At 68.3% G+C, this 24,519-nt stretch carries 24 protein-coding genes; 14 read left to right on the top strand and 10 right to left on the bottom strand.

What is annotated here, in order from left to right:
* Positions 1 to 67 precede the first annotated feature (67 nt).
* On the top strand, positions 68 to 1,735 hold the full coding sequence (locus AC07NC_RS11585) for an FAD-binding dehydrogenase (RefSeq protein WP_494569640.1): 1,668 nt from the start codon (positions 68 to 70) through the stop codon (positions 1,733 to 1,735).
* Positions 1,736 to 1,744: 9 nt separating this feature from the next.
* Here AC07NC_RS11585 and AC07NC_RS11580 read toward each other — a convergent pair whose 3' ends face one another.
* Positions 1,745 to 2,179 (bottom strand): DUF2147 domain-containing protein, encoded by a 435-nt coding sequence (locus AC07NC_RS11580; RefSeq protein ID WP_008261622.1) that lies wholly within the window; start codon positions 2,177 to 2,179, stop codon positions 1,745 to 1,747.
* Positions 2,179 to 2,964 (bottom strand): Coq4 family protein, encoded by a 786-nt coding sequence (locus AC07NC_RS11575; RefSeq protein ID WP_231492528.1) that lies wholly within the window; start codon positions 2,962 to 2,964, stop codon positions 2,179 to 2,181. Before AC07NC_RS11575 ends, AC07NC_RS11580 begins: the two co-directional genes overlap by 1 nt.
* A gap of 60 nt (positions 2,965 to 3,024) precedes the next feature.
* Between AC07NC_RS11575 and AC07NC_RS11570 the strand changes: the two genes are divergently transcribed.
* Together AC07NC_RS11570 and AC07NC_RS11565 are read left to right on the top strand one after the other, a co-directional pair.
* A complete protein-coding gene (locus AC07NC_RS11570; RefSeq protein ID WP_008261603.1) occupies positions 3,025 to 3,639 on the top strand; it encodes a TetR/AcrR family transcriptional regulator in 615 nt (204 codons plus the stop codon).
* Between the two features lie 80 nt (positions 3,640 to 3,719).
* Entirely contained in the window at positions 3,720 to 4,694 is a 975-nt protein-coding gene (locus AC07NC_RS11565) for a bile acid:sodium symporter family protein (protein WP_494569639.1), read from the top strand.
* On the opposite strand, the gene AC07NC_RS11560 is transcribed toward AC07NC_RS11565, so the two are convergent.
* A complete protein-coding gene (locus tag AC07NC_RS11560) occupies positions 4,687 to 5,097 on the bottom strand; it encodes a hypothetical protein (RefSeq protein WP_155988139.1) in 411 nt (136 codons plus the stop codon). The genes AC07NC_RS11565 and AC07NC_RS11560 overlap by 8 nt on opposite strands.
* 179 nt (positions 5,098 to 5,276) lie before the next feature.
* Here AC07NC_RS11560 and AC07NC_RS11555 point away from each other — a divergent pair, with 179 nt between their 5' ends.
* Positions 5,277 to 5,927, top strand: a complete 651-nt coding sequence (locus AC07NC_RS11555) for a helix-turn-helix domain-containing protein (RefSeq protein ID WP_183196322.1) — start codon at positions 5,277 to 5,279, stop codon at positions 5,925 to 5,927.
* Positions 5,928 to 5,958: 31 nt separating this feature from the next.
* On the opposite strand, the gene AC07NC_RS11550 is transcribed toward AC07NC_RS11555, so the two are convergent.
* Both AC07NC_RS11550 and cydD read right to left on the bottom strand, forming a co-directional pair.
* Positions 5,959 to 7,617, bottom strand: coding sequence for an amino acid ABC transporter ATP-binding/permease protein (locus AC07NC_RS11550; RefSeq protein WP_494569662.1), 1,659 nt, complete (start codon positions 7,615 to 7,617; stop codon positions 5,959 to 5,961).
* 2 nt (positions 7,618 to 7,619) lie between these two features.
* Positions 7,620 to 9,224: a thiol reductant ABC exporter subunit CydD gene (gene cydD / locus AC07NC_RS11545; RefSeq protein WP_494569638.1), complete on the bottom strand. Its 1,605-nt coding sequence runs from the start codon at positions 9,222 to 9,224 to the stop codon at positions 7,620 to 7,622.
* 198 nt (positions 9,225 to 9,422) lie between these two features.
* Here cydD and AC07NC_RS11540 point away from each other — a divergent pair, with 198 nt between their 5' ends.
* From AC07NC_RS11540 to AC07NC_RS11495, 10 genes are all read left to right on the top strand, one after another.
* On the top strand, positions 9,423 to 11,015 hold the full coding sequence (locus AC07NC_RS11540) for a cytochrome ubiquinol oxidase subunit I (protein WP_494569661.1): 1,593 nt from the start codon (positions 9,423 to 9,425) through the stop codon (positions 11,013 to 11,015).
* A 27-nt stretch (positions 11,016 to 11,042) separates the two neighbouring features.
* Entirely contained in the window at positions 11,043 to 12,191 is a 1,149-nt protein-coding gene (cydB, locus tag AC07NC_RS11535; protein WP_494569637.1) for a cytochrome d ubiquinol oxidase subunit II, read from the top strand.
* Between the two features lie 19 nt (positions 12,192 to 12,210).
* Positions 12,211 to 12,357 (top strand): cytochrome bd-I oxidase subunit CydX, encoded by a 147-nt coding sequence (gene cydX, locus AC07NC_RS11530; RefSeq protein WP_008259678.1) that lies wholly within the window; start codon positions 12,211 to 12,213, stop codon positions 12,355 to 12,357.
* Positions 12,344 to 13,723, top strand: a complete 1,380-nt coding sequence (gene hemN / locus AC07NC_RS11525) for an oxygen-independent coproporphyrinogen III oxidase (protein WP_494569636.1) — start codon at positions 12,344 to 12,346, stop codon at positions 13,721 to 13,723. The genes cydX and hemN overlap by 14 nt, the downstream gene beginning before the upstream one ends.
* A 122-nt stretch (positions 13,724 to 13,845) precedes the next feature.
* Entirely contained in the window at positions 13,846 to 14,511 is a 666-nt protein-coding gene (locus tag AC07NC_RS11520; RefSeq protein WP_494569635.1) for an OmpW/AlkL family protein, read from the top strand.
* 152 nt (positions 14,512 to 14,663) lie between these two features.
* Positions 14,664 to 15,608, top strand: a complete 945-nt coding sequence (locus AC07NC_RS11515) for a DUF808 domain-containing protein (RefSeq protein WP_008264144.1) — start codon at positions 14,664 to 14,666, stop codon at positions 15,606 to 15,608.
* Between the two features lie 77 nt (positions 15,609 to 15,685).
* On the top strand, positions 15,686 to 17,395 hold the full coding sequence (locus AC07NC_RS11510) for an alkaline phosphatase family protein (RefSeq protein WP_494569634.1): 1,710 nt from the start codon (positions 15,686 to 15,688) through the stop codon (positions 17,393 to 17,395).
* A 149-nt stretch (positions 17,396 to 17,544) separates the two neighbouring features.
* Positions 17,545 to 18,990, top strand: coding sequence for a pyruvate kinase (pyk, locus tag AC07NC_RS11505; RefSeq protein WP_035308358.1), 1,446 nt, complete (start codon positions 17,545 to 17,547; stop codon positions 18,988 to 18,990).
* Between the two features lie 71 nt (positions 18,991 to 19,061).
* On the top strand, positions 19,062 to 20,099 hold the full coding sequence (locus AC07NC_RS11500; protein WP_492071033.1) for a DNA adenine methylase: 1,038 nt from the start codon (positions 19,062 to 19,064) through the stop codon (positions 20,097 to 20,099).
* A gap of 62 nt (positions 20,100 to 20,161) precedes the next feature.
* The gene (locus AC07NC_RS11495) at positions 20,162 to 20,470 is read left to right on the top strand and encodes a hypothetical protein (protein ID WP_292148176.1); all 309 of its coding nucleotides are present in this window, start codon (positions 20,162 to 20,164) and stop codon (positions 20,468 to 20,470) included.
* Between the two features lie 16 nt (positions 20,471 to 20,486).
* Here AC07NC_RS11495 and rnhB read toward each other — a convergent pair whose 3' ends face one another.
* From rnhB to AC07NC_RS11470, 5 genes are all read right to left on the bottom strand, one after another.
* The gene (rnhB, locus tag AC07NC_RS11490) at positions 20,487 to 21,128 is read right to left on the bottom strand and encodes a ribonuclease HII (protein WP_494569633.1); all 642 of its coding nucleotides are present in this window, start codon (positions 21,126 to 21,128) and stop codon (positions 20,487 to 20,489) included.
* Entirely contained in the window at positions 21,121 to 21,717 is a 597-nt protein-coding gene (locus AC07NC_RS11485; RefSeq protein WP_494569632.1) for a DNA-3-methyladenine glycosylase I, read from the bottom strand. Before AC07NC_RS11485 ends, rnhB begins: the two co-directional genes overlap by 8 nt.
* 202 nt (positions 21,718 to 21,919) lie before the next feature.
* Positions 21,920 to 22,678 carry a 3-oxoacyl-ACP reductase gene (locus AC07NC_RS11480; protein WP_494569631.1) on the bottom strand — a complete coding sequence of 253 codons (759 nt, stop codon included), beginning with the start codon at positions 22,676 to 22,678 and terminating at the stop codon, positions 21,920 to 21,922.
* 9 nt (positions 22,679 to 22,687) lie between these two features.
* Positions 22,688 to 23,506, bottom strand: coding sequence for a CAF17-like 4Fe-4S cluster assembly/insertion protein YgfZ (ygfZ, locus tag AC07NC_RS11475; RefSeq protein WP_494569630.1), 819 nt, complete (start codon positions 23,504 to 23,506; stop codon positions 22,688 to 22,690).
* 57 nt (positions 23,507 to 23,563) lie between these two features.
* A complete protein-coding gene (locus AC07NC_RS11470; protein WP_494569629.1) occupies positions 23,564 to 24,499 on the bottom strand; it encodes an alpha/beta hydrolase in 936 nt (311 codons plus the stop codon).
* Positions 24,500 to 24,519 lie beyond the last annotated feature (20 nt).

The following is a 24,519-nucleotide window of genomic DNA, read 5'->3' as shown; positions in this document are numbered from 1 at the left end:
TCATCCGGAACGGGGGAGTTCGGATGTCGATCTTCGCCCGCGCGCGTCGCGAAAAAGGGGAAACAGGATGGACTGTGATGCCGTGATCGTCGGCGCCGGACTGGCGGGCCTGGTCGCCGCCAACGAGCTGGTTCAGGCCGGCCGCAGAGTGGCGCTGGTGGATCAAGAGAACGCCGCAAACCTGGGCGGGCAGGCCCACTGGTCATTCGGCGGTCTGTTCCTGGTCGACAGCCCCGAGCAGCGTCGCCTGGGCGTCCGCGACGGCTTTGATCTCGCCTGGTCGGACTGGCGGGGCAGCGCGGCCTGGGATCGGCTGGACGGCCCGCTTGCCGAGGATGAGTGGGCGGTGCGGTGGGGAAAGGCCTATGTCGAATTCGCGGCCGGCGAGAAACGCGCCTGGTTACGGCGTCACGGGATACGACTGACGCCTATGGTCGGCTGGGCCGAGCGGGGGGACGGTCGCGCTGACGGTCACGGCAACTCGGTCCCCCGGTTCCATGTCGCATGGGGCACCGGGACCGGCGTGAGCGGCCCGTTCGCAGCCCGCGTGCGCGATGCCGAGACACGCGGCAGGCTGACGTATCACCCGCGCTGTCGCGTCGACGACCTGATCGTTGAAGCGGGGCGGGTCACAGGGGTGTCAGGCGTTCGACTGGCGCCGGACGCGGCGGGGCGCGGCCGGGCCTCCAATCGGGATGCGGTGGGGTCCTTCACCCTGCGGGCTCTGTCGGTGCTGATCGCGACGGGCGGGATCGGCGGGGATCATGACAAGGTGCGGCGTCTGTGGCCCGCGCGCCTGGGAAGTCCGCCCCGCGAGATGGTCAGGGGCGTGCCCGCCTATGTCGATGGACGGGGGCTGGACATCGCCGAGGCGGCCGGGGCCCGCGTCGTGAACCGTGACCGGATGTGGCACTATGTCGAGGGTCTGCGGAATTGGGACCCGATCTGGCCAGGGCACGGCATCCGCATCCTGCCCGGCCCGTCGTCCCTCTGGCTCGACGCCCTTGGGCGCCGCCTGCCGTTCCCGGCCCTGCCGGGCTACGATACGCTTTCGACTCTTCGCCACCTGCGCACCACGCCCGACCTGGCGGCGCACGATCACTCCTGGTTCGTTCTGACCCAGGCGATCATCGAAAAGGAGTTCGCGCTTTCCGGATCGGAGCAGAATGGCGACATCACCTCTGGAGACTGGCTGAGAGTGCTCAGAACCCGGTTGGGCAAGGGCGCGTCGCCGGAGGTCGAGGCGTTCAAGGCGCACGGCGCCGACTTCGTGGTCGCCGACGCACTCGGCGACCTCGTCGCAGGGATGAATGCTCTGACCCCGACGCCCTTGCTGGACGTCGAGGGGGTGCGGCGGGTGATCGCGGCCCGGGACGCGCAGATCGACAACCCCTACGCCAAGGACCTCCAGATCCAGGGCGTTCACAACGCCCGCCGATACCTGGGCGATCGTCTCGCCCGGGTCGCAAAACCGCATCGTCTTCTCGATCCCGGGTCCGGTCCGTTGATCGCCGTCAAGCTGCATGTCCTGACGCGCAAAAGCCTGGGCGGGATTCAGACCGATCTGGACAGTCGCGTTCTCAAGCCTGACGGAACAGTGCTCGAAGGCTTGTACGCGGCCGGCGAAGCTGCGGGGTTCGGGGGCGGCGGCGCCCATGGGTACAACGCCCTGGAAGGCACCTTCCTGGGCGGATGCCTCTTTACGGGTCGCGCCGCCGGTCGGGCCATGGCCTGACCGGCGGCCCTAGGGCAGCCGCACCCAGGTCTGGGTTCGGCAGAGCAGGGGAGCGATGCAGCCTCGCACCGCAAGGTGATCGGGATCGATGAGGACCAGACGCCCGCTGGCGGCGCGCCGCCCGCTGTCCGGGTCGTAAAGCGGCCCGCCGGTCCAGGTTGTCGGGCCGCCCCGAAATCCCTCCAAAACCCTCAGCCCGCGCAGCGGACGGTCGCGCAGCGCGGGATCGTGATTACGAACGTCCCTTTGGTCCGGATTGCGCCGGAGCGGCGCGGCATCGACCAGCCGACCGCACAGGGCCGAGCCGCAGGCGTGGATCTCGACCACGCCCCCCTGGGCGGCGGTGCGCCATCGTCCCAAAAGCCGACTGTCCGCCGCCGCAGCCGGCCCCGCAACCGCCGTGCACAGAAGTCCGGCGATCAGGACGGCTGAAAGGGGCGCCATCAAGCCGCGACCAGGAGGCTGTTGCGAAGTTCGACCGGAATCCGGTCGTAGAGGGTCGGTCCGGACAGGCCGAGACGGGCGCGGGCCTGCTCCAGCGGCACCGACATCAGCGCCTCGTAGTCCAGCGCCGGCAGCCAGGCCGCCCGGCGGCCCCGAAGCCAGGCCTGAAGAACGGCGCGCGCACACGGGTGGCCCGTGCGGGCCCGGGCGGCTTCGATCGCAACACCGGCCGCGATCAGACCAAAGCCCGCGCTTCGAGTCTGCGGGAGAGAGAAGGCGACCACACAGGCTTCTCCGAGCGCGTCGGTGCGATAGCCGGTGAGAACGTGCCAAAGATCGTGCACGTCGCGCAGTCGGCGCGCATACCAGGCGTAGGGGTGAGCCGCTTCGATCTCGGAGTCCGCGACCTTGCGGCTTTCCCCGGCCAGACCGTAGGCCGAGAGGTTCCGCTCGTCGATGAAGTCCAGATAGGCGCGGCCGACCGTGCCCGGCGGGAGCGACTCCAGCCACGCCCGATCATGCAGGCGGTCCGCCAATTCCACCATCATATAGGCCTGCCGAGCGCCTTCAGGCTGTTCGAGCATCTTCTCATAGCCCCGGCGGACGGAACGCCCGGCCAGAGCGTTCATGATCTCGAACACCTGAGTCGTATCTTCCTTGTCGGCGATGAGACGGCGCAAGGCGCGAAGCGCCCGGAGCGGCTCGACGCGTCGGGGACGCAGCCGGCTGGGCGTGCGGGTTTGCGGATCGAATTTGGCGTCCGCGACCATTAGTTCGGCTGTCACTTGCTCTCTCCCAGGACTGAGCTTAACCAGTTGCTATCTACATGGATGTAACTAACACTGATGTCAATAGAGCGCGTTCGTCGTCGTCGTCGCACCCCTGATGAAGCTCGTCTGGAGGCCCTGGTCTGCGCCCGTGCGCGACTGCTGTCCGGAGGGCCGGACTCCGTCACCCTGAAGGCCGTCGCCGATGACCTCGGAATGACCCACGCCAATCTGATCCATCACTTCGGGTCGGCCGAGGGGCTCCAGTCGGCCTTGATGGGGTCGATGGTGGCGGATCTGTCTCGCGACCTCGAGGCGGCGATCGCGCGCCTGCGTACCGATGAAGGGGCGCCGCTGGAATTGGTCACCGCCGTATTCGACGCCTTCGCCGAAGGCGGGGCGGGCAAGTTGGCGGCCTGGATCGTGCTGAAGGGCGATCTCTCTCATCTTGAACCCGTTCGGGACGCCGTCAACGGGCTGGTCCACGTGATTCAGGAGAAACTGGGCGACCCGTCCGACGCCAGCCGGGACCGACTGTCTTCGGCGGTCCTCTTCATCGCGCTGAGCGCGTTCGGCGAGGCCCTGATCGGAACTCCGCTCAGGAACATGCTCGACCAGGACGAGGACGCCAGTCGGCGGGTGGTGGCGGGGCTGTTGCCCTATTTTGTCGCCCGATCCGAGCGTGCGAACTGAACGATCAGAATCGGTTCGCCTCCGATGACGATCTGATGCGGGGCTTGCCGTTCGCCTGAGGCGCGGCCTAGGACCGGGCCATGAACGCGTTGCGCCGATGGATCGACCCTTACCTGCTGATGCTGATCGGCACGGTGGTTCTGGCCGCCCTGGCTCCGGCTCGCGGCGCGGGCGCGAACGTCGCCGAAGGGGTGGCGACGGCGGCCATCGGCCTGTTGTTCTTCCTCTATGGCGCGCGTCTGTCGCCCGGCGCCGTCTGGGCGGGACTGTCGCATTGGCGGTTGCAGGGGATGGTGCTGTCCTCCACCTTCCTGCTGTTCCCGCTGATGGGCCTGGCCGTGTTCTGGGCGACGGGGCCGTGGTTGGCTCAGGATCTGAGGATCGGCCTCTTCTATCTGTGCCTGCTGCCGTCGACGGTCCAATCCTCCATCGCCTTCACCGCCATCGCGCGGGGCAATGTGCCGGCCGCCCTGTGCGCCGCCTCGGTGTCCAATCTGGCCGGAGTGGTCATCACGCCCCTGTTGGTGATGCTGCTGCTGCCCGTGGGCGGCGCGGGCGTGTCGCTGTCGTCCATCGAAGGCATCGCCCTGCAGATCCTGGCGCCCTTTGTCGTCGGGCAGGCCGCGCGGCCCCTGATCGGCGGCTGGCTGACGCGGCACGGCCGTCTGACCTCGGTGGTGGATCGGGGTTCGATTCTGCTGGTCGTCTATGTCGCCTTCAGCGCCGGGGTGGTGTCCGGGGTCTGGACCCGCCTGTCTCATCTGGACCTGGGGCTGGTGGTGGTTCTGGACGTTATGATCCTGGCGGTCGCTCTGGCGGTTACGACCCTGGTCAGCCGCCGGCTGGGCTTTTCGCGCGAGGACGAGATCGCCATCGTCTTCTGCGGCTCGAAGAAGAGCATGGCCAGCGGCCTGCCCATGGCCGCCATCCTGTTTGCGGCGCAGAGCGTCAGCCTGATCGTCGTTCCCCTGATGCTGTTTCACCAGATCCAGCTGTTCGCCTGCGCCGTCCTGGCGCGACGCTACGGCCAAGCTGCGCAGGACGGAATCAGATGACGCGGTGAAGCACGGCGGCGTCGGATATCTGGCGCATGACGGCGTCATAGCCCGGCGCGTCGATTCGGCTGGAAAGGCCGATGGAGCTGCACCCCTTGCGCGCCAGATCGCAGGCGGCGGCGACGAGCGGTTCGATCAGCTTTTCCGGCCGCAAAAGATCGAAGGCGACCAGGGTGTCGACCATGAACTGCCGCTCGCCCGAGGACGTCGTTGAGATGGAATAGGCCAGTATGGCCCGGACGCAATCATTCGCCACGGCCGCGATGACCCCGCCGACGGCCGGGGCCGAATCCACGACAGCGCGCCAGGATTCCAGAGTCAGACTGGGGTTCCCCATGTGGGCCAACACATAGGCTTGGTCGGCTTCGTCGCTGTTCAGGCGGCGATACTGGAGGGCGCTCATTTTCGCCCCCATAAGCCATGGACGAAATGGCCGCCTTGATCTCCATCAATCCGTTTGCGTGTGTCGGTCGTCAGGCCTAACCTCTACGAACCATGCTCGAACTCAGATCCCTGCCCACGGACTGCGCCCAGCGCCGACAGGACTCGGTGTGTTCAACCTGTGGCGCGCGGGCCTTCAGCGTGTGCAGCAGTTTGGACCCGGCCGATCTGGCCGGGCTGGACTCCATCGCCGAGCGGGTGTCGCTGAAGGCGGGCGAGTCCCTGATCCGCGAAGGCGATCCGGCGGTCCATCTGTTCAACATCACCTCGGGTTCAGTGCGGATCTACAAGCTGCTGCCGGATGGGCGGCGCCAGATCACGGGTTTCCTGTTCGCCGGCGACTTCGTCGGTCTGGCCACGGGCCAGGACTACGCCTTTTCCGGCGAGGCCATTGAGGACGCGACCCTGTGTCGGTTCCGCAAGACCGACTATCGCGCCCTGATCCGTGAGCGACCCTTGCTGGAAGAGGCCCTGCTGGATCGGGCGACCCATGAACTGGCGGCGGCGCAGAATCAGATGCTGTTGCTGGGCCGCAAGACGGCCCAGGAACGGATCGCCTCCTTCCTGCTGGACCTGCCGACGCGCGATCCCCTGCGGCCGTCGACCGAGGACCAGGTCCGACTGCCGATGACCCGGTCTGAAATCGCCGACTATCTGGGTTTGACCATCGAGACCGTCAGCCGGGTTCTGACCAAGCTGAAGACGACCGGCGTGATCCGTCTGTTGTCGCTGAACGAACTGCGGATCGAACAGCCCGACCGCCTTCGCGACATCGCCGAAGGCGAAGTCTGAAACCCGTTTCGTCGTCCAGCGATAGAACCGTCTAGACCGGCGCCAGCTGACGCGTGACGGTCAGGCGGACCTTTCCGTCTTCGGCGATCCCCTCCACCCGGATGACCCGGTCGCACAGCTGTGTCGGGGCGGGGCGGTGGCTGACGACGATCAGGCCCTGGCCCGAGTGTTTCAGACGCCGGTCGAGCGCGGTCAGCACCTGGGCCTCGGTCGTCGGGTCCAAGCCTTCGGTCGGTTCGTCCAGCACCAGCCAGGGCGCGGACCGAAGATAGGCGCGAGCCAGGCCCAGCCGTCGCCGCTCGCCGCCAGACAGTCTCTCGCCATTGGGGCCGACGCGGGCGTCCAGGCCGGCCGGATCGGCGCGGACCCGTTCGGCCAGGGCCGCATCCTCCAGCGCGCGCCACAGCGCGCCGTCTTCGGCGGGGCCGGCCAGCAGCAGATTGTCGCGGATCGTGCCGTCGATCAGGCGGATGTCCTGGGCGGCGTAGGCGAACAGCGGGCGGCGGTCGTCCGGGGCGAGGCCGGCGATGTCCAATCCGCCCAAGCGCGCCTCGTCCGCCAGGGCGTCGCGCAGGCCGACCAGTCGTTCAGCCAGCGTGGTCTTGCCCGACCCGGACGGGCCGATCAGGCCCAGGCGCATCGGCGGGGCCATTTGAACGCCGTCCGCCGACAGGACCAGGCTCGCCTCCGAGGGGGCGGGCGAGGACGCAAGCGACGGGGCCGAGGCCAGGGCGTCCAGCCGCCGGGCGGCTTCGACGGCGGCGCCGTTCTGTTGCAGGGCGCCGACCAGTCCGGCGGCGGCCTCGATCCCCATGACGGCGGCCAGGGCGGCGAGGGCCGTCATCGGCAGGGCGGCGCCCAGGGTGGCGGGCACGACTGCGGCGACGGCCAGGCCCGTGACCGTCGCCTGCCAGGCGGCCATCCAGCCGCCGGCCTGGCTGAGGACGATCTGGCTCCGGTCGAGACGGGCGGCGGCCTGGGCAGCCTCGCCGGCCGCCCAGCGGTCCAGGCCATAGGCCTTCAGTTCCGGAGAAACGGCTTCCAGGGCGGTCAGCCGATCCTTCAGAACGCCCGTGGCGATCTGAACCTCTCGTCCGGCGGGGGCGGCCAGGCGACGGGCGATCAGCACCGAACCCGCAGCGCTCAGTCCCATGGCGAGCAGCAGCATCAGGCCCGCCATGGGGCTGGCCATGCCGGCCAGCAGGGCGGCCGAAACGGCGCCCGCACCCAAGGCCCAGGGCGCCGACAGACGCACGAACAGGGTCTGGACCGCATCCACGTCCTGCACCAGTCGGGCCGAGGCCTCGCCGGACGACAAGGCCAGGGCCTGGGCGGGCGGGGCGGAGGCGAGGGCGTCGAACAGTTGCGGGCGCAGCCGCGCCAGGGCTTTCAACGCAGCCTCGTGACCGGCGACCCGTTCGATATAGCGGGCGCCGGTGCGCAATATGGCCAGCATGCGAATGGTCGCGCTGGGCATCATATAGTTGAAGGCCTGGACCGCCGCCGATCCGGCGACGCCGGCGATGGCGGCGCCCGTGATGAACCAGCCCGAGAGACCTAGCAGGCAGGTGGCGGCCACCGCGACGAACGCGCCGCCGGCTGCGGCGATGCGCAGGCGGCCGCGCTGGGCGCGCCGCTGGGCCGCGATCAGTTCGCCGATGCGCGAGGGCGAGGTCGTGTTCACAGTCATGGTCACAGGCGCACCACGCGGTCGGCCATGGCCGCGACAGCGGCGGAATGGGTGGCGATCAGGGTCGTGCGGCCGCGCGTCGCCTGACGAATCAGGTCCAGCATGGCCTCTTCGGAGGCGGGGTCCAGATTGGCCGTCGGCTCGTCCAGCAACAGGATGGGCGCGCGTTTCAGAATGGCGCGGGCCAGGCCCAGCCGCCGACGTTCGCCGCCCGACAGGCCGCCGCCGCGTTCGTCGATAGGGCGGTCCAGGTCGCCGAACAGGCCGGCCTCACCGGCGGCCACCAGGATGCGGCCGGGACAGGCGGACGGGTCGGCCAGGCGGATATTGTCACCGAGACTGCCGGGCACGACGATGGGGTTCTGGCTGGCCCAGGCGATCTGGCCGGCGAAATCGCCCGCCTCGCTGAGGCGCGCCCCACCGACCTCGACCTCGCCGGCCGTCAGCGGCGACAGGCCCAGGAACAGATGCAGCAGGCTGGACTTGCCGGAGCCGCTGGCGCCCACCAGGGCCACGATCTGACCGGGACGGACCTCCAGGTCGAAATCGGCGATCACCGGCGCGGCCTCGCCATAGGCGATGGCGACCCTGGTGAAGCGAATCGCCGGGGCCTCCTCGGGCAGGATGTGGCGATCCCGCGTGGGGCTTTCCGGCGTGACCAGGGCGGGCACGGCGGATTCGGCGGCCTGGCGGTCGTGATAGGCGGCGGCCAGTCGGCGCAGCGGCTGATAGACTTCGGGCGCCAGGGCCAGAACGAAGAAGGCGCGCGGCAGGTCCAGCGTTTCAGGCGCAGGGAAGGGCAGAAGCTTCAGCAGGTTGAAACCGCAGTAGACGGCGATCAAGGCCACGGCCAGGGCCGAGAAGAACTCCAGCACGCCGGACGACAGGAAGGCGATCCGCATCACGCGGTTGGTGCGGCGTTCCAACTCGTCGGAGGCGCGGGCGATGTCGGCGGTGGTGCGGGCGCGGGCGTCGAAGGCCAGAATGGCGGGCAGGGCGCGCACCCGGTCGATGAACAGACCTGACAAACGCTCCAGCGCCTGGAACTGGCGGCGGCTTTCACCCGCCGCAGCCGTGCCGGCCAGGATCATGCCGAAGATGAAGGGCAGCAGGGTGAACAGAAATATGCCGGCCGAAAACGGGCTGGCGACGGCGGCCACGGCGATGATCAGCAGGGGCGACAGACCCGCCGCCATCTTTAGAGGCGTGAACCGCGACACATAGCCGTCCAACGCGCCGACGCCCTCGACCACGGCGGTCAGCCGGTCGTCGGCGCGGCCGCCGCGTCCGAACAGGTCGGCCAGCAGCCGGTCGCGCACGTCTGTCTTGATCGACCGGCCCAGGCGTGCGCCGACCACCACCGCCGCCTGGCCGATCAGGCCGCGCGCCATCAGACTGAACACGGCCAGCAGCAGCCAGGGCGCGGCGGCCAAGGGCGAGGATCCGAAGGTCGCGACCGTCATGGCCAGGCCGCCCGCGAAACCCACGGCCGGCGCCACGTCAGCGACAGCCAGAAGGCCCGCCAGGATCGTCAGTCGACGCCAGGGCGCCGCCGTCTGTTTCAGCCAGGCCGCAGGGGAGGAGGCTGTGATCGGCGCCGATGTCATTTGCGGACTCCAGCCGTGGGGCGGCCCCAAAAGCCATTGGACAAACCGTCGTTGGGCGAAATGTCCAAGGACGATCAGTCCACTACGACCTGGGGCTACAGAGGGCTTTGATCGAAATCAAGGCGACCGCCCCGCCTTCGTTTAAGGGCGTATGAAACGTCGGTCGTCGGGGCCGGCTACAAGGAGCCTTGAGCCATGATCGACCTCGCGGTCGTCGACCTATCCAGGCTGCAGTTCGCGCTGACAGCCCTTTATCACTTCCTCTTCGTGCCCCTGACCCTGGGGCTGTCCTTCATGCTGGTCATCATGGAGTCGATCTATGTCATGACCCGCCGGCCGATCTGGCGCACGATCACCCGCTTCTGGGGCGTGCTGTTCGGCATCAACTTCGTGCTGGGTGTCGCGACCGGCATCACTATGGAGTTCGAGTTCGGCATGAACTGGAGCTACTATAGCCACTATGTCGGCGACATCTTCGGGGCCCCGTTGGCCATCGAAGGGCTGATGGCCTTCTTCCTTGAAGCCACATTCGTCGGGCTGATGTTCTTCGGCTGGGAAAAGCTGAAGCCGTCGGCGCACCTGTTCGTCACCTTCATGGTGGCGCTCGGCACCAACCTGTCGGCCGTGTGGATCCTGGTCGCCAACGGCTGGATGCAGAACCCGGTGGGCTCGGCCTTCAATCCGGACTCCATGCGAATGGAAGTCACGGACTTCATGGCCGTGGTCTTCAACCCGGTGGCCCAGGCCAAGTTCGTCCACACCGTCAGCGCCGGCTATGTCTGCGCCTCGGTCTTTGTTCTGGGCGTCTCGGCCTTCTACCTGCTGCGCGGCAAGCACGTCGGCTTCGCCAAGCGCTCGATGACCGTGGCCTCGGCCTTCGGTCTGGCCGCGTCCCTGTCCGTCGTCGTCCTGGGCGACCAGTCGGGCTACAACCTGACCGATAACCAGAAGATGAAGCTCGCTGCGCTCGAGGCCATGTGGCACACCGAGCCCGCACCGGCTGGCCTGACCCTGATCGGCATTCCCAGCATGAAGGATCGCGAAACCCACTACGGCGTCCATGTGCCGTGGGTCATGGGCCTGATCGCGACCCGCACCATCGACAAGCCGGTCGAAGGCATCTTCGAACTGGTCGCCACCGCCGAGGACCGTATCGAATCCGGCGTCATCGCCTATGACGCCCTGGAGAAGGTCAAGGCCGATCCGGCCGATCCCGTCGCTCGCGGCGTGTTCGAAACCCATCGTCGCGACCTGGGCTATGGTTTGCTGCTGAAGCGTCACGTCGCCGATCCGCGCATGGCCTCGCCCGAACTGATCCAGAAGACGGCGTGGGAAACGGTGCCGAACGTGCCGGCCCTGTTCTGGAGCTTCCGCATCATGGCCGGCATCGGCATGTTCATGATCCTGTTCTTCGCCACGGCCTTCTACCTCTGCACCGTGCGCAAGCATCAAACCCGCTGGTTCCTGCGTCTGGCCGTCCTGTGCCTGCCGCTGCCCTGGGTGGCCATCGAGTTCGGCTGGATCCTGGCCGAGTTCGGACGTCAGCCCTGGGCGGTCGAAGGCGTGCTGCCGACCTTCCTGGGCGCCTCGTCCCTGAGCGTGCCTCAGCTGTGGGCGACCATCATCGGCTTCACCGCCCTGTACGGCGCCCTGGCCGTGGTCGAGATTCGGCTGATGCTCTACGCCATCAAGAAGGGGCCGTTCCACGAGCAGGAACTGTTCGGCGAACCTACGCCTGAAGCCCCGGCCCAATCGCCCAGCCAGCGCCCTGCCGCGCCCGCCGTGGCCTGACCCAGAGAGATTTTAGGACATCCGACCATGGATCTTCCCCTCGACTTCGCCACCCTACGTCTGATCTGGTGGGGGCTGCTCGGCGTACTGCTGATCGGCTTCGCCCTGACCGACGGTTTCGACCTGGGCGTCGGCTCGCTCCTGCCCTTCGTCGCCAAGACAGATGAAGAGCGCCGTATGGTGATCAACACCGTCGGCGCGACCTGGGAGGGCAACCAAGTGTGGTTCATCCTGGGCGGCGGCGCCATCTTCGCCGCCTGGCCCTTCGTCTACGCCGTCAGCTTCTCGGGCTTCTACCTGGCCATGTTCCTGGTCTTGTCGGCCCTGATCCTGCGGCCCGTGTCGTTCAAGTATCGCTCCAAGCGTCCGTCGCCCAAGTGGCGGTCCTTCTGGGACTGGGCGCTGTTCACCGGCAGCTTCGTTCCGGCCCTGGTGTTCGGCGTCGCGGTCGGCAACGTCCTGCTGGGCGCGCCCTTCCGCCTGGATAGCGATCTGCGCTCCTTCTACGAGGGCAATCTGCTGGGCCTGTTCACCCCCTTCAGCCTGATCGCCGGCCTGTTGTCGGTGGCCATGCTGCTGCTGCACGGCGCGGCCTGGCTGTCGATCAAGGCTGAAAAAGGCCCCGTGCTGGACCGGACGCGTCTGATCGGCACCGTCGCCGGCGTCCTGGCCCTGGTCCTGTTCGCGGCCGGCGGCCTCTATATGGCCTACGGCGGCGTGGGCTTCCGGATCACCGGCGCCGTTGACATGCAGGGCTTCTCCAACCCGCTGCGCACGACGGTCGAAGCCGCGCCCGGCGCCTGGCTGGACAACTACAGCCGCTATCCGTGGATGATGATCGCCCCGACTCTGGGCTTCGTCGGCGCGGTGGTCGGTCTGGCGGGCATGTGGCTTCGGTCGGCCCCCCTGGCCTTCGGCGGTTCCTCGCTGTCGACCGTGGGCATCATCTCCACCGTCGGCCTGTCGATGTTCCCCTTCATCCTGCCCAGCTCGGTCGATCCCCAGTCCAGCCTGACCGTCTGGAACGCCTCGTCCAGCCACCTGACCCTGTTCGTCATGCTGATCTGTACGGCGATCTTCCTGCCGCTGGTCCTGATCTACACGACCTGGGTCTATTCCGTCCTGTGGGGCCGCACCTCGACCGCCGCCCTCAAGACCAACCCCGACCTCTACTGAGCTCAAGGAGCATCAAGCCATGTGGTATTTTTCCTGGATCCTGGGTGTCGGACTGGCGGTTGGCTTCGGCGTGCTGAACGGCCTGTGGCACGAGTTCCACCTGTTCGACGAGGGCGACGAGGGCCTGTCGGTCGATGCGTCGAAAGAGGTCGATGTCCCTCTCTAGCCCCACCGGCGCGCTGACGACGCGCGAGCTTATCGCCCGCTACGACGCCCACGCGCCGCGCTACACCTCCTATCCGACGGCGGCGCAGTTCACGCCCGCCGTCGGGGCCGCCGATTGGGGGGCGTGGCTCGGCGCCGCGCCCCTTGATCGTGCGGCGTCTCTGTATCTGCACATCCCCTTCTGCAAGCGGCTGTGCTGGTACTGCGGCTGCAACACCCGGGCGATGAACCGCGTCGGGGTCATGAGCAGCTATGTGGACCTGCTGCTGAAGGAAGCCGATCTCGTGCTCGAACGGATCGGCCGCCCCGTGCGGGTCGGTTCGATCCACCTGGGCGGCGGCACGCCCAACATGCTGCCCCCCGATGAGCTGGAGCGGCTGTTCGCCGGTCTGGCCGCCCGGTTCGACCTGGGCGACTGTTTCGAGATCGCCGCTGAACTGGATCCCGAAGTCCTGACCCAGGGATGGGTCGAGGCAGCCGGCCGTATCGGTCTGAGCCGCGCCAGCCTGGGGGTGCAGGACCTGTCGCCCACGGTCCAGGCGGCGGTGAACCGGCCGGAATCCTTCGAGACTATCCGCTGGGCGGCCGAGGCGCTGCGCGGCCAGGGGGTCACGTCGCTGAATCTGGATCTGATGTACGGCCTGCCGCTTCAGGGGGCTGAGCATGTCGTCACGACCGTGGCGCAGATCGCTGTCTTGCGGCCCGAACGGATCGCCCTGTTCGGCTATGCCCACGTGCCGTGGATGAAACCGCACCAGAAACTGATCAAGGAAGCCGATCTGCCTGGACCCGAGGAGCGCTTCACCCAGAGCCAGGCGGCGGCGCGGTATCTGGTGCAGAAGGGTTGGCAAGCCATCGGTCTGGACCATTTCGCCCTGCCGCATGATTCCATGGCCGCCGCTGTCCGCGCCGGTCGGCTGCATCGCAATTTCCAGGGCTATACGACCGACGAGGCCCCGGTGCTCATCGGCCTGGGCGCCTCGTCGATCAGCCGCACCCCCCAGGGCTTTGTCCAGAACCATGCGCAGGAGCGGGATTGGCGCGCGGACGTTTCCGCCGGAACCTTGCCGGTCGCGCGCGGCGTGGCCCTGAATCCGCGCGACGCCTTTGTGGGCGAGATCATCGAACGGCTGATGTGCGACTTCACCGTCGACGTGGCCGAGATCGCCCGCATGCGCGGTCGTGATCTTGCGGAAGTCGCTGCGGTCTGGACGAGGCTGCTGCGGTTTCAACTGGACGGCTTGATCGAGGTGAATGGGACGACCGTGACCGTCACCGATCTGGGCCGGCCGTTCGTTCGCGCCGTCTGCGCCGCCTTTGATCCGGGCGCCGCCGACATCGAGAAACGCCACGCCCGCGTGGTCTGAATGGACAGATTGTCCAACCCGTGGCGGGGTTTGCGCTAAATCAAGGCCGAGGCGGGGCAGGGGGCGCATTTCCCCGTCAAGACGCTCGGACAAGTCGCATGAGGCGGCAGCGGGCGTCGGGGATGAGCAAGATGAAACTGAAAACCCTGATCCTCTCAGCCGTCGCCGCCGCCGCCTTCGCTGCGCCGGCCCTGGCGCAGAGCCCGGCCGCCTGGGAGATGCCCAAGAAGGGCGACTGGATCATCACCGGCCGCGTGACGGATGTCTTCTCTGAGGCTGACAACGCCATCACCACGGCCGCCGGCGTCGATTCCGGCCTGAAGGTCGATGTGGGCGACAGTGTCATGCCGACACTGGGCTTCACCTACTTCCTGACCGACCATCTGGCGGTCGAGGCGATCCTGGGCACGACCAAGCACGAAATCCGCGCCCAGGGCGGAACCACCGACGTCGCCGTGCACGAAACCTGGGTTGTGCCGCCGATCGTGACCCTGCAATACCGCCCGCTGACCGAGGGTCGTTTCAGCCCCTATGTCGGCGCGGGCGTCAACTACATGCTGTTCTACAGCGGCGAAGACAAGAACGGCTTCAAAGTCGATCTGGACGACAACTTCGGCTACGCCCTGCAGGCGGGCGCCGACATCGGCATCCAGGGGCCGTGGAACCTGAACGTCGACGTCAAGAAGGTCTGGGTCAATATCGACGCCGACATCAACGACGGCGCTCTGAAGAGCGATGTGGATCTGGACCCGTGGGTCGTTTCTGTGGGGGTAGGCCGTAAGTTCTAAGAAAAATCGACATCGGAAATGCGTTCGAAATGGAAGCCCCGCCGGTTCGCCGGCGGGGCTTTCGCTCTTGTGCGGATGCGCTCGACAAAACGGGCGGCGCGCCCTAGGCGGGAGACGAGCCGTTTGTTGCGGCGCAATCTCGGGATTTCCGCATGCCTTCCGGTCTGATCGCTCTGCTCGATGATGTGGCGGGGATCGCCAAGATGGCGGCGGCGTCGATCGACGACGTAGGGGCGGCGGCGGGCAAGGCCTCGACCAAGGCCGCCGGAGTCGTGGTGGACGATGCGGCGGTGACGCCGCGCTATGTCACCGGCCTGTCGCCCAGCCGCGAACTGCCGATCATCGGCAAGATCGCCCTTGGGTCGTTCCGTAACAAGCTGATCTTCATCCTGCCGGCCGCCCTGCTGCTGAGCGCCTTCGCTCCCTGGGCCATCACGCCGCTGCTGATGTGCGGCGGGGCCTATCTCTGTTTCGAAGGGGCGGAGAAGTTGATGGAGGCCTTCGGGCACGGCGGCCACGCTGACGCCGCCCCGGTCGTGGGCGACCCGGCGACCCTGGAGAAGACGACGGTGGCGGGGGCGGTTCGGACCGACCTGATCCTGTCGGCCGAGATCATGGCCATCGCCCTGGCCGACGTCTCCGCCCAGCCGATCCTCACCCAGGCGGCGGTTTTGGCCGTGGTCGGGATCGCGATGACGGTCGCGGTCTATGGGGCTGTCGGCCTGATCGTGAAGATGGACGACATCGGCCTGCATCTGGCCGAGCGCCCCAACGGCGGAGTGCGCGCCCTGGGCCGCGGCCTGGTCAAGGGGATGCCGGTGGTGATGGACGCCCTGTCGGCCATCGGCACGGCCGCCATGTTGTGGGTCGGCGGCGGCATTCTGGTTCACGGAACCCATAAGCTGGGCCTGCACTGGCCGGCCGAACCGCTTGAGCATCTGGCCCATGCGGTCGGGGCCGCGACCGGTCCGCTTCATGGGATCGTCAGCTGGTTCGTGACGGCCCTGGGGTCGGCGATCATCGGCGTGATCGTCGGCGGCCTGATCGCCGTGCTGGTCCATCAACTGGGCCGGCTGCGGGCCAAGCCCGCGCACTAAATCTCCCAGGGCCGTAGCTGTCACGCTGTTGCAATCCCGGCCCGCTAGACCCCCACGCCTGTCTCCGGAGTAAGCTCATGTCCCTGTCGCGCACCGCCCTCGCGGCCCTGGCCGCTGTTTCGCTTGTCGGCGCCGCCGTTCCAGCGATGGCGCGACAGAGCCAGACGCCGACCCCGGCTCCACAGGCCTCCGTTGCGGCCCTGACGCCTCCGAAGCTGATCGTCACCATCGTGGTGGACCAGTTCAGCGCTAATCTGTTCGACCAGTACCGCGGCCGCTACACGGGCGGCCTGCGCCGGATGGCGGACCAGGGGCTGGTGTCGATCAACGGCTATCAGACCCACGGCCTGACCGAGACCTGCCCCGGCCACTCGACGGTTCTGACGGGCATGCATCCGACCGAGACCGGAATCCCGGCCAACGACTGGATCGACGGCAAGACCGGCAAGGAAGTCTATTGCCTGGCCGCGCCCGCCAACCACCTGGCGAACGGACGCGACGACGTCGACAACGGCCCGGTCGGCCCAGAACAACTGCGCGCCACGACCCTGGGCGACTGGCTGAAGGTCGTCAGCCCGCAAAGCAAGGTCTTCGCCGTCTCGGGCAAGGACCGGGGCGCGATCAATCTGGCCGGCCATCAGGGTCAGGCCTTCTGGTTCACCGAGGGCTTCGGCCTGACCACCTATGTCGAGCCGGGCGAGACGGCGCAGGCCAAGCTGGCGCCCGTGGCGGACTTCAATCGCGACTTCCGCCTGGGCATGAGCTTGGCGCCGGTCGCCTGGGATTACACGAATGACCAGTGCCGGGCGCTGGCCGGGGACTGGACCATTCGCGGCCAGACCTTCCATTCGACCCTGCCGCCGGCGGGGCTGAAGTTCGACACCTCGCCCCTGCTGGACGAGCAGACGCTGAAGGCCGCTGAATACCTGCTGGACACCCAGAAGCTGGGCCAGGGCGCGACGACCGACATGCTGGGCGTCAGCCTGTCGGCGACGGACCGGATCGGCCACATGTACGGCACCCAGGGGCCGGAGATGTGCGAGCAGATGCACCGGCTGGACGCGGCCCTGGGCGAGTTCCTGGACCGGCTGGCCCAGGTTCCCGGCGGCGCCCTGGTGGTGCTGACGGCGGACCATGGCGGTTCGGACTTCGTCGAGCGGCTGCACGACCACGGCTATCCCCACGCGCGCCGCGCCGACCTGTCGGAGATCCAGGGCGTGAACGACGTCCTGAAGGCCCGCTTCAATCTGGACGCCGATCCGCTTCAGGCCGGCGGCAGCGGCCTGATGGTCGCAGACGCCCAGCATCGGTCGCTGCCCGATCCGCTGCGCACCCAGGTGGCCGAGGCCGCCGTCGAACTGCTGCGCGCCCTTCCGGACGTCGGTTTCGCCGAAACGCGCGACCGTCTGCTGGCCGAACCCCTGCCGGACAGCCGCGAGCCCGAGATGATGAGCCTGCGCGAGCGGATGCGTCTGTCCACCGTGGCGGCGCGGTCGCCCGACATCCAATTTTCCTTCGCCCAGAACGTCGTGGCAGGCGGCCGCGTCGGCAGCACCCTGGCCGGCCACGGCAGCCCGTTTGAATATGACCGCCGCGTGCCGATCATCTTCTGGTGGCCCGGCGCGACCGGCGAAGAGCGCTTCCTGCCTATCCGCACCATCGACATCGCCCCCACCCTGGCGCATGTGATCGGGGTGCCGGCGCCCAAGGTCGAGGGGCGCTGTATCGACCTGAACGGCTTCGCCGTGGCCGACTGCCCGGCGACGGAGACGACCCCGGCGCGATAAACTCCTGTTTCGCGTCGTAAACTCGTGTTTCCCAGCGGGGGCGTGACCTTACGTCGGGGACGTTTCATCGGCAGAAGGGGGCAAATCGTCCAACCGTCCCTTTCGGGGCGTGATTTGGGCGGCCTCGGAAGCGAACAGGAAACGTCCCCATGAACAGAGCCCGCCGCGCCCGCATCGTCGCGACCCTGGGTCCCGCGAGCCGCGCCCCCGGCACGGTCAAGGCCCTGGCCCAGGCGGGGGTGGACGTCTTCCGTCTGAACTTCAGCCACGGTACGCACGAGGATCACGCCGCCGCCCTGAAGGCCGTGCGTGGGGCCGAGATGGCGCTGCAGCGTCCGCTGGGCGTGCTGGCCGACCTGCAGGGGCCCAAACTGCGGCTGGGCCGGTTCAAGGACGTCGAGATCGCCGTCAAGCCGGGCCACAAGATGCGGTTCGACCTGGACCCGACGCCCGGCGATGAAACCCGGGTGCAGATGCCGCACCCCGAGATCTTCAAGGCCCTGCGCACCGGCATGCTGCTGTTGCTGGACGACGGCCGGGTGCGGCTGCGGGTCAACGACCGGACCGACGACTGGGCCGATGTGACGGTCGAGAGCGGCACGAAACTGTCGGACCGCAAGGGCGTGGCCGTGCCCGAGGCGGTCATCCCCGTCTCGGCCCTGACCCCCAAGGACCGCGAGGACCTGGCCTTCGCCCTGCGTCAGGGCGTGGACTGGGTGGCGCTCAGCTTCGTGCAGAAGCCCGAGGACATGGCCGAGCTGAAGCGGATCGTGAACGGCCAGGCGGCCTGCCTGGCCAAGATCGAGAAGCCGGCGGCCCTGGCCGATCTGGAGGCCATTCTCGACTATTGCGACGGGGTGATGGTGGCGCGCGGCGACCTGGGCGTCGAGCTGGACCCCGAGGACGTGCCGGTGGCGCAGAAGCAGATCGTCCGCGCGGCCCGTAATCGCGGGGTGCCGGTGATCGTGGCGACCCAGATGCTGGAGTCGATGACCAGCGCCCCGTCGCCGACCCGCGCCGAGGCCACCGACGTGGCCAATGCGGTCTATGAAGGCGCCGACGCCCTGATGCTGTCGGCCGAGACGGCGTCGGGCGACTATCCGCTGGAATCGGTCGAGATCATGAGCCGGATCATCGAACGGGTCGAACGCGATCCGATGTGGCCCAAGCTGATGGGCGCCGAACACGCAGGCATGGACGAACACGACGTGGACGCCCTGGTCGGGGCCGCAGCCATGGCGGCCAGCGCGCCGTCGACCGGCTGTCTGGTGGTCTTCACCACCCTGGGCGGCACCGCCCGGCGGATGGCGCGCGAGCGGCCGCTGAAGCCGATCCTGGTCCTGACGCCCAATCCGAATACGGCGCGCCGGTTGGCCCTGGTCTGGGGGCTGGAGCCGCGCCTGGGCGACCAGCCCGATTCGCTGGAAGCCGTCACCGACGACGCCGTGGAAGGGGCGGTCCGATACGGTTTGGCCGAGCCCGGCCAACGCATCCTGATCCTGGCGGGCACGCCCTTCGGCGCGCCCGGGGCCGCCAATCTGCTGCGTCTCGCCCATGCGCCGGCGGCCAAGGCCAAGGGGCGCAAGAAGGGCTGAGGGGGGCTTTTTCGGAAGGCTGGCGCGGGCGAACTATAACGCTACTGTGCGCTGATGAATCGGCGGCCCGAATGATCAAATACATCGGCTCCAAGCGCGCCCTGCTGGGGCATGTGACCGGCGTGGTCGCGGGGCTTCTGCCGCAGGGCGGCCAGGTCTGCGACCTGTTTTCCGGCACGGCTCGCGTGGGTCACGCCCTGAAGAAGCAGGGGTTCCAGGTCTGGTCGAATGACCACAACGCCTATGCGCACATCCTGGCGACGGCCTATGTCCAGGCGGATCGCGAGCGCTGGGTCGAGCGGGCGGAGACGGTGCTGGGCGAGTTGCGGGCGGTCACGCCCCAGGCCGGCTGGTTCACCCAGGCCTTCTGCCACGACGCCCGGTATTTTCACCCGGACAATGGCGCGCGCATCGACGCCATGCGCGACCGGATCGAGGCCATGGGTCTGGAGCCCGAACTGAAGGCCGTCGCCCTGGTCAGCCTGATGGAGGCGGCCGACCGGGTGGATTCCACCGCCGGGGTTCAGATGGCCTATATGAAACAGTGGGCCCCGCGCGCGCTGAAGCCGCTTGAACTGCGCATGCCCGATATCCTGCCTTCGGTGGGCGGCGCCTGTCGCGCGACCCAGGGGGATGCGGTCGAAATGGCCGAACAGGTCGAGGCGGACCTCGTCTATCTCGACCCGCCCTATAACCAGCACTCCTATCTGGGCAACTACCATTGCTGGGAAAGCCTGGTCCTGTGGGACCGGCCGGAAACCTACGGCGTCGCCAACAAGCGGGTGGACGTGAGGACGCGCAAGAGCGCCTTCAACAGCCGGCCCGGCATCGGCCCGGCCCTGCGGTCCGTGATCGAACGGTTGCGCGCCCCCAACCTGATCGTCAGTTTCAACGACGAAGGCTATCTGAGCCGGGCCGACCTGGTCGAGATGCTGTCGTCGCGTGGCCATGTTCAGGTGGTCGAAATCGCCCACCCCCGCTATGTCGGCGCCCGGATCGGCATCCATAATCCCAAGGGGGTCAAGGTGGGCCAGGTGGGCCGGCTGAAGAATGTCGAACACCTGTTCGTCGTGACGGATCGGCCGGTCGAGCTTCCCGTGGCCGCCTGACTACAAATGGGTTTTGGCAGACTCTGTCGGGAACCCGACACAGCCGGTGTCGTTGAAGAGACATGCAACCGCTCGTCTCTCACACCCCGGCCTCCACGCGCGAAGAGGATTACCGCCTGCGGTCCGCGCCCGAGCCGAAGTCATGGATTTCGGCTGAACCGGTCATAGAGATTTCGTCGGACCGGCTGGCGCCGCGCGTCTATACCCACAACGCCGAACGGTATGGACGGCGCGAGCCGGTGGCGGTCGAGACCGCTCAGGATGACGTGGAGCCCAGTCTGGCGCAGCCGCCACACTGGATGATGATGTTGGCGGGCGCCGCCGTCGCCGCCCTGATGGGCGCATTGCTCGGCGGCTTCATGCACATCTGACGCGCGGTTCCGCGCTTCAGACCTGTTCCAGCAAAGCCCTGATGGGCGACCAGCCGCGTCGGTGGGCGGGGCACGGACCCAGTGTCTTCAACGCCGCCTGATGAATGGGGGCGTTGTAGCCCTTGTGCCGCGCAAAGCCGTAGCCGGGATACTGCGCGTCCAGATCGATCATCAGCCGGTCGCGCGCCGTCTTCGCCAGGATTGACGCCGCCGCAATCGACAGGGACAGGCCGTCGCCCCCGACCACGGTCTGAATCTCGCACGGCAGTTTGAACCGGTAATTGCCGTCCACCAGAGCCGCCACCGGCTGGACCGCCAACTGCTCCACCGCCCGACACATGGCCAGGCCGGTGGCGTGCAGGATGTTCAGGTCCTCGATCTCCTCCACCGAGGCGAAGCCGACGCCCCAGGCGACGGCGCGAGCCTTGATCTCGGGCTCCAGCGCCGCGCGGCGCTTTTCGGTCAGGGCCTTGGAGTCGTCGATGCCCGGCGGCAGATCGTCGGGGTTCAGGATCACCGCCGCCGCCGACACCGGCCCCGCCCAGGGACCGCGCCCCGCCTCGTCCACGCCGCAGACGGGGCCGTTGACGCGCTGGATCAGCACAGTCTCGAGCGCCAGGGTGGGGAAGGCTTTCGGATTCGCAGGGGCTCTAGCCATGGCCCGCCATCGCACGAACCTGGGCGTGACGGAAGCAGGTCGTCTGGTGGTCGTTGACCATGCCTACGGCCTGCATGAAGGCGTAGACGATGACCGGGCCGCAGAAGTTGAAGCCGCGCTTCTTCAGGGCCTTGGCCATGGCGACGGACTGTTCGGTCTGGGTCGGGGCCTGGCGGAAGTCGGCGAAGGGGGTGTGGATCGGTTCGCCGCCGACGAAGGACCAGAGCCATTCGGAGAAGTCCTCTCCGTTGTCGCGCATCTCCAGCCAGATCTGGGCGCCGCGAATGGCCGCGTTGATCTTGGCGCGCGAGCGGATGATGCGGGCGTCGCCCAGCAGGCGCTGGATGTCGGTCTCGTCATAGCGGGCGACGATATCGGGGTCGAAGCCGTCGAAGGCGTCGCGGATGCCTTCGCGTTTGCGCAGGATGGTGATCCAGGCGAGGCCGGCCTGGAAGCCGTCGAGGACCAGCTTTTCCCACAGGGCGCGGGGGTCGCGTTCGGGCACGCCCCATTCGGTGTCGTGATAGGCGATGTAGAGCGGGTCGGTCCCGCACCAGCCGCAGCGGCCCGAGGTATGTGAGTCGGTCATGCGGCGATGTTGCCAGTTTGTTCGAAGTGGGGGAAGGGGCGCGACCCTCTCCCGCTTGCGGGAGAGGTGGCCCGGCGTCCGCGCAGCGGACCAGGGTCGGAGAGGGAAGTGTCGCTAAAAAGAAGACTTCCCCCATCGTCAGGCGTGTCGCTTCGCGCCACGACCTGACACTTCCCCCGCAAGCGGGGGAAGGTCTTGCGGCTCAGTCCCTGACCAGTCCCCCGTCCACCACCAGGTTCTGACCCGTCACGGCCCGGCTCCAGGGCGAGGCGAAGAACAGGGCGGCGTCGGCGAATTCCTCCGGCGTCGTCACAGACCGCAGCGGGGTCATGCCGGCGATGAAGTCGAAGACGGCGTCCGGCGTGGCGGCGCTGGCGTCGGTGGTGCGCAGCAGGCCGCCGGAGACCATGTTGACTGTGACGCCGTCGGGACCCAGGTCGCCGGCCGCCGTGCGGGTCAGGGACAGCAGCGCGGCCTTGGCGGCGGTGTAGTCGTGATAGGGCACGACCGGGTTCTGGAACAGGTTGGTGCCGATGTTGATGACGCGGCCGAACTTGCCGGCGGCCATGCCCGGCGCCGTGGCCTGGATGGTGTTCAGGGCGCCGCGCACCACGGTCGAGAACTGGGCCGCCAGTTCGTCCCAAGCGATGTCGGTCATCTGTGACCGGGCGTCGCCGTTGAAACTGTAGTCCAGGGCGTTGTTGACGACGGTGGTGACGGGGGCGCCGAAATGGGCCTGGGCGGCGGCGACCAGGGCGTCGACGGCGGCGCGGTCGGTCACGTCAGCCTGGAGGGCGACGGCGCGGTCGCCGATCTCGGCCGCCAGGGCGGTCGCGGCCTCGCCGCTGGCGCGCCAGTTGATCACCACGCGGGCGCCTTCGCGCGCGAAAGCGCGGACGGCGGCCGCGCCGACGCCGCGTGCGCCGCCGGTGACGAGGACGATCTGGTCGGCGATCTTCATGGGAGGGTCTCAGTCGGTTGATGCGGGGAGGACGTCCTGGCCCATCCATGAGGGTTTGCGCAAGCGCACGGGGCGGCCCTCGACGGTCAGGTCGCCGTCGAGACGGTCGATGCGCAACAGGGCCATGGCCGAGCCCCCGCCATCCGACCTCTGTCGGCCCGACAGCACCTCGCCCGCGCGCAGTTCGCCCTTCAGAACCTCGGCGCCGAAGGGGGGCGGGGGGCCGTCGAAGTCCAGGGCCAGCATGCGGTTCTTGATCGAGCCCCGCCGTTTCATGCGCGAGGTGGTCTCCTGGCCGACGAAACAGCCTTTTTGGAAGTCGATGCCGTTCAGCAGGTCGAAATCGGCCTCGATCGGATAGGTCTTGTCCTGCGGGGCGTCGGCGGTCGGATCGGGGACGCCGACCGACAGGCGGTGGGCGTCATAGTCGGCTTCGGTCGCGTCCGCAGCCGCTTCGCCGTACAGGCGGCCGCCCATCAGGGGCGTGCGGGGGTCGGGAATGAAGCCGGCGGGCGCGTCCGGCCAGGCGGCGAAAACCGGGCGGTCGTCGGCGGCCACCTGGACCTTGGCCCTTAGTTTGTACATCGACAGCCGCTGGATCAGGGCCTCGCGGCGCTCGGCGGCCACGTCCAGCAGAACCCCTTCGGCCTCGCCCAGGATGAACAGGTCGAACAGCAGCCGGCCGGGCGGGGACAGCAGGGCGCCGAACCGCAGCTCGCCGTCGCCCAGCGTCTCCACATCCTGGGTCAGCAGATTGTGCAGGAAGGGCCGGGCTTCCTCGCCCGTGATTGAGATGAGGGCGCGGGAGGAGAGGCGGGCGATGGGCATGGCGCCAAGATAGGGACGCGGACCCCTGGGCTCCAGACCTGTTGTCGCCGCAAGCCGTCAGTGGGGCGTTCGGGCCTGGATGAAGGCCGCCACATCCTCGACCACGCCGGGCGCCAGGGGCAGGTCGGGGGTGGAATAGGCGGCGATGTTTGCGGCCCGGTCTGCGGGCGCCGTCTTCAGGACATGATTGACGCCGTCCCACAGCTTCAGCGTCGCCTGCGGGTCGGCGGCGGCCAGGGCCTGGGCGTCCGCGACGCCGACCTGGATGTCGGTGGTCCCCTGGCCGATGAAGACGGGGCCGCCGTAAGCGGCGATCAGGACGGCGGGGTCCAGAGGCAGCCACGAGATCAGATAGGGCTGGACCGAGGGACGGAACAGGGCCGCCAGGGCGGGCGGCGTATCGGCCACGGTGCGGCCGGCTTCCAGTTCGGTCAGGGCGGAAAAGGCCTGGGCCTTCATTGGTTCGGGCAGGGCGGCCAGTTGTTCGCGGATGACCGCGCCCGCCGGACGACCGGCGCCGGACAGCAGGATCAGGCCGCAGACCTTGCTGGATTCGGGGCCGTCGCCGCCCTCGACGGCCTTCAGGGCGATCAGGGCGCCCTCGCTGTGGCCGATCAGCCAGGCGCAGGGCTTGCCGGCGCGACTGGCGGCCTCGGCGGCCCAGGCGCGGGCGTCGGCGACATAGGCGGCAAAGCGCAGATCGGCCTCGGCCGGGCCCGCCGCAGCACTGGCGGCGACACCGCGCTTGTCGATGCGGACCGTGGCGATCCCCTGGGCCGCCAGCCCCTCGGCCAGCAGGCGGTAGGTCGAGGCGGAGACGCCCATAGGGCTGTTCCCATCCCGATCCGTCGGGCCGGAGCCGGGCAGGATGACGGCGACGGCGGTCGCGGTGTCGGGCGCCAGCAGGGTTCCGTGCAGGGGCGCGGGCTGGGCGGGCAGGGCGATCTCGGTCGAGACCGGGCCGGCGAGCAGGGCGAGGGCGAGGCTGAACATGGCGGTCTCCTTGGTTGGAC

Source organism: Brevundimonas sp. GW821-FHT10A07, assembly GCF_059415785.1.
This window is presented reverse-complemented; position numbering and strand designations above follow the sequence as displayed.

Bases quoted from the DNA above. Each gene is read 5' to 3' on its own strand.
- AC07NC_RS11570 (WP_008261603.1), top strand. From the start codon at position 3,025: ATGTCAATAGAGCGCGTTCGTCGTCGTCGTCGCACCCCTGATGAAGCT.
- AC07NC_RS11580 (WP_008261622.1), bottom strand. From the start codon at position 2,179: ATGGCGCCCCTTTCAGCCGTCCTGATCGCCGGACTTCTGTGCACGGCG.
- cydB (WP_494569637.1), top strand. From the start codon at position 11,043: ATGGATCTTCCCCTCGACTTCGCCACCCTACGTCTGATCTGGTGGGGG.
- AC07NC_RS11560 (WP_155988139.1), bottom strand. From the start codon at position 5,097: ATGAGCGCCCTCCAGTATCGCCGCCTGAACAGCGACGAAGCCGACCAA.
- AC07NC_RS11565 (WP_494569639.1), top strand. From the start codon at position 3,720: ATGAACGCGTTGCGCCGATGGATCGACCCTTACCTGCTGATGCTGATC.
- AC07NC_RS11515 (WP_008264144.1), top strand. From the start codon at position 14,664: ATGCCTTCCGGTCTGATCGCTCTGCTCGATGATGTGGCGGGGATCGCC.
- AC07NC_RS11500 (WP_492071033.1), top strand. From the start codon at position 19,062: ATGATCAAATACATCGGCTCCAAGCGCGCCCTGCTGGGGCATGTGACC.
- AC07NC_RS11470 (WP_494569629.1), bottom strand. From the start codon at position 24,499: ATGTTCAGCCTCGCCCTCGCCCTGCTCGCCGGCCCGGTCTCGACCGAG.
- AC07NC_RS11550 (WP_494569662.1), bottom strand. From the start codon at position 7,617: ATGACTGTGAACACGACCTCGCCCTCGCGCATCGGCGAACTGATCGCG.
- AC07NC_RS11510 (WP_494569634.1), top strand. From the start codon at position 15,686: ATGTCCCTGTCGCGCACCGCCCTCGCGGCCCTGGCCGCTGTTTCGCTT.
- cydD (WP_494569638.1), bottom strand. From the start codon at position 9,224: ATGACATCGGCGCCGATCACAGCCTCCTCCCCTGCGGCCTGGCTGAAA.
- AC07NC_RS11495 (WP_292148176.1), top strand. From the start codon at position 20,162: ATGCAACCGCTCGTCTCTCACACCCCGGCCTCCACGCGCGAAGAGGAT.
- AC07NC_RS11485 (WP_494569632.1), bottom strand. From the start codon at position 21,717: ATGACCGACTCACATACCTCGGGCCGCTGCGGCTGGTGCGGGACCGAC.
- AC07NC_RS11480 (WP_494569631.1), bottom strand. From the start codon at position 22,678: ATGAAGATCGCCGACCAGATCGTCCTCGTCACCGGCGGCGCACGCGGC.
- ygfZ (WP_494569630.1), bottom strand. From the start codon at position 23,506: ATGCCCATCGCCCGCCTCTCCTCCCGCGCCCTCATCTCAATCACGGGC.
- rnhB (WP_494569633.1), bottom strand. From the start codon at position 21,128: ATGGCTAGAGCCCCTGCGAATCCGAAAGCCTTCCCCACCCTGGCGCTC.
- pyk (WP_035308358.1), top strand. From the start codon at position 17,545: ATGAACAGAGCCCGCCGCGCCCGCATCGTCGCGACCCTGGGTCCCGCG.
- AC07NC_RS11520 (WP_494569635.1), top strand. From the start codon at position 13,846: ATGAGCAAGATGAAACTGAAAACCCTGATCCTCTCAGCCGTCGCCGCC.
- cydX (WP_008259678.1), top strand. From the start codon at position 12,211: ATGTGGTATTTTTCCTGGATCCTGGGTGTCGGACTGGCGGTTGGCTTC.
- hemN (WP_494569636.1), top strand. From the start codon at position 12,344: ATGTCCCTCTCTAGCCCCACCGGCGCGCTGACGACGCGCGAGCTTATC.
- AC07NC_RS11585 (WP_494569640.1), top strand. From the start codon at position 68: ATGGACTGTGATGCCGTGATCGTCGGCGCCGGACTGGCGGGCCTGGTC.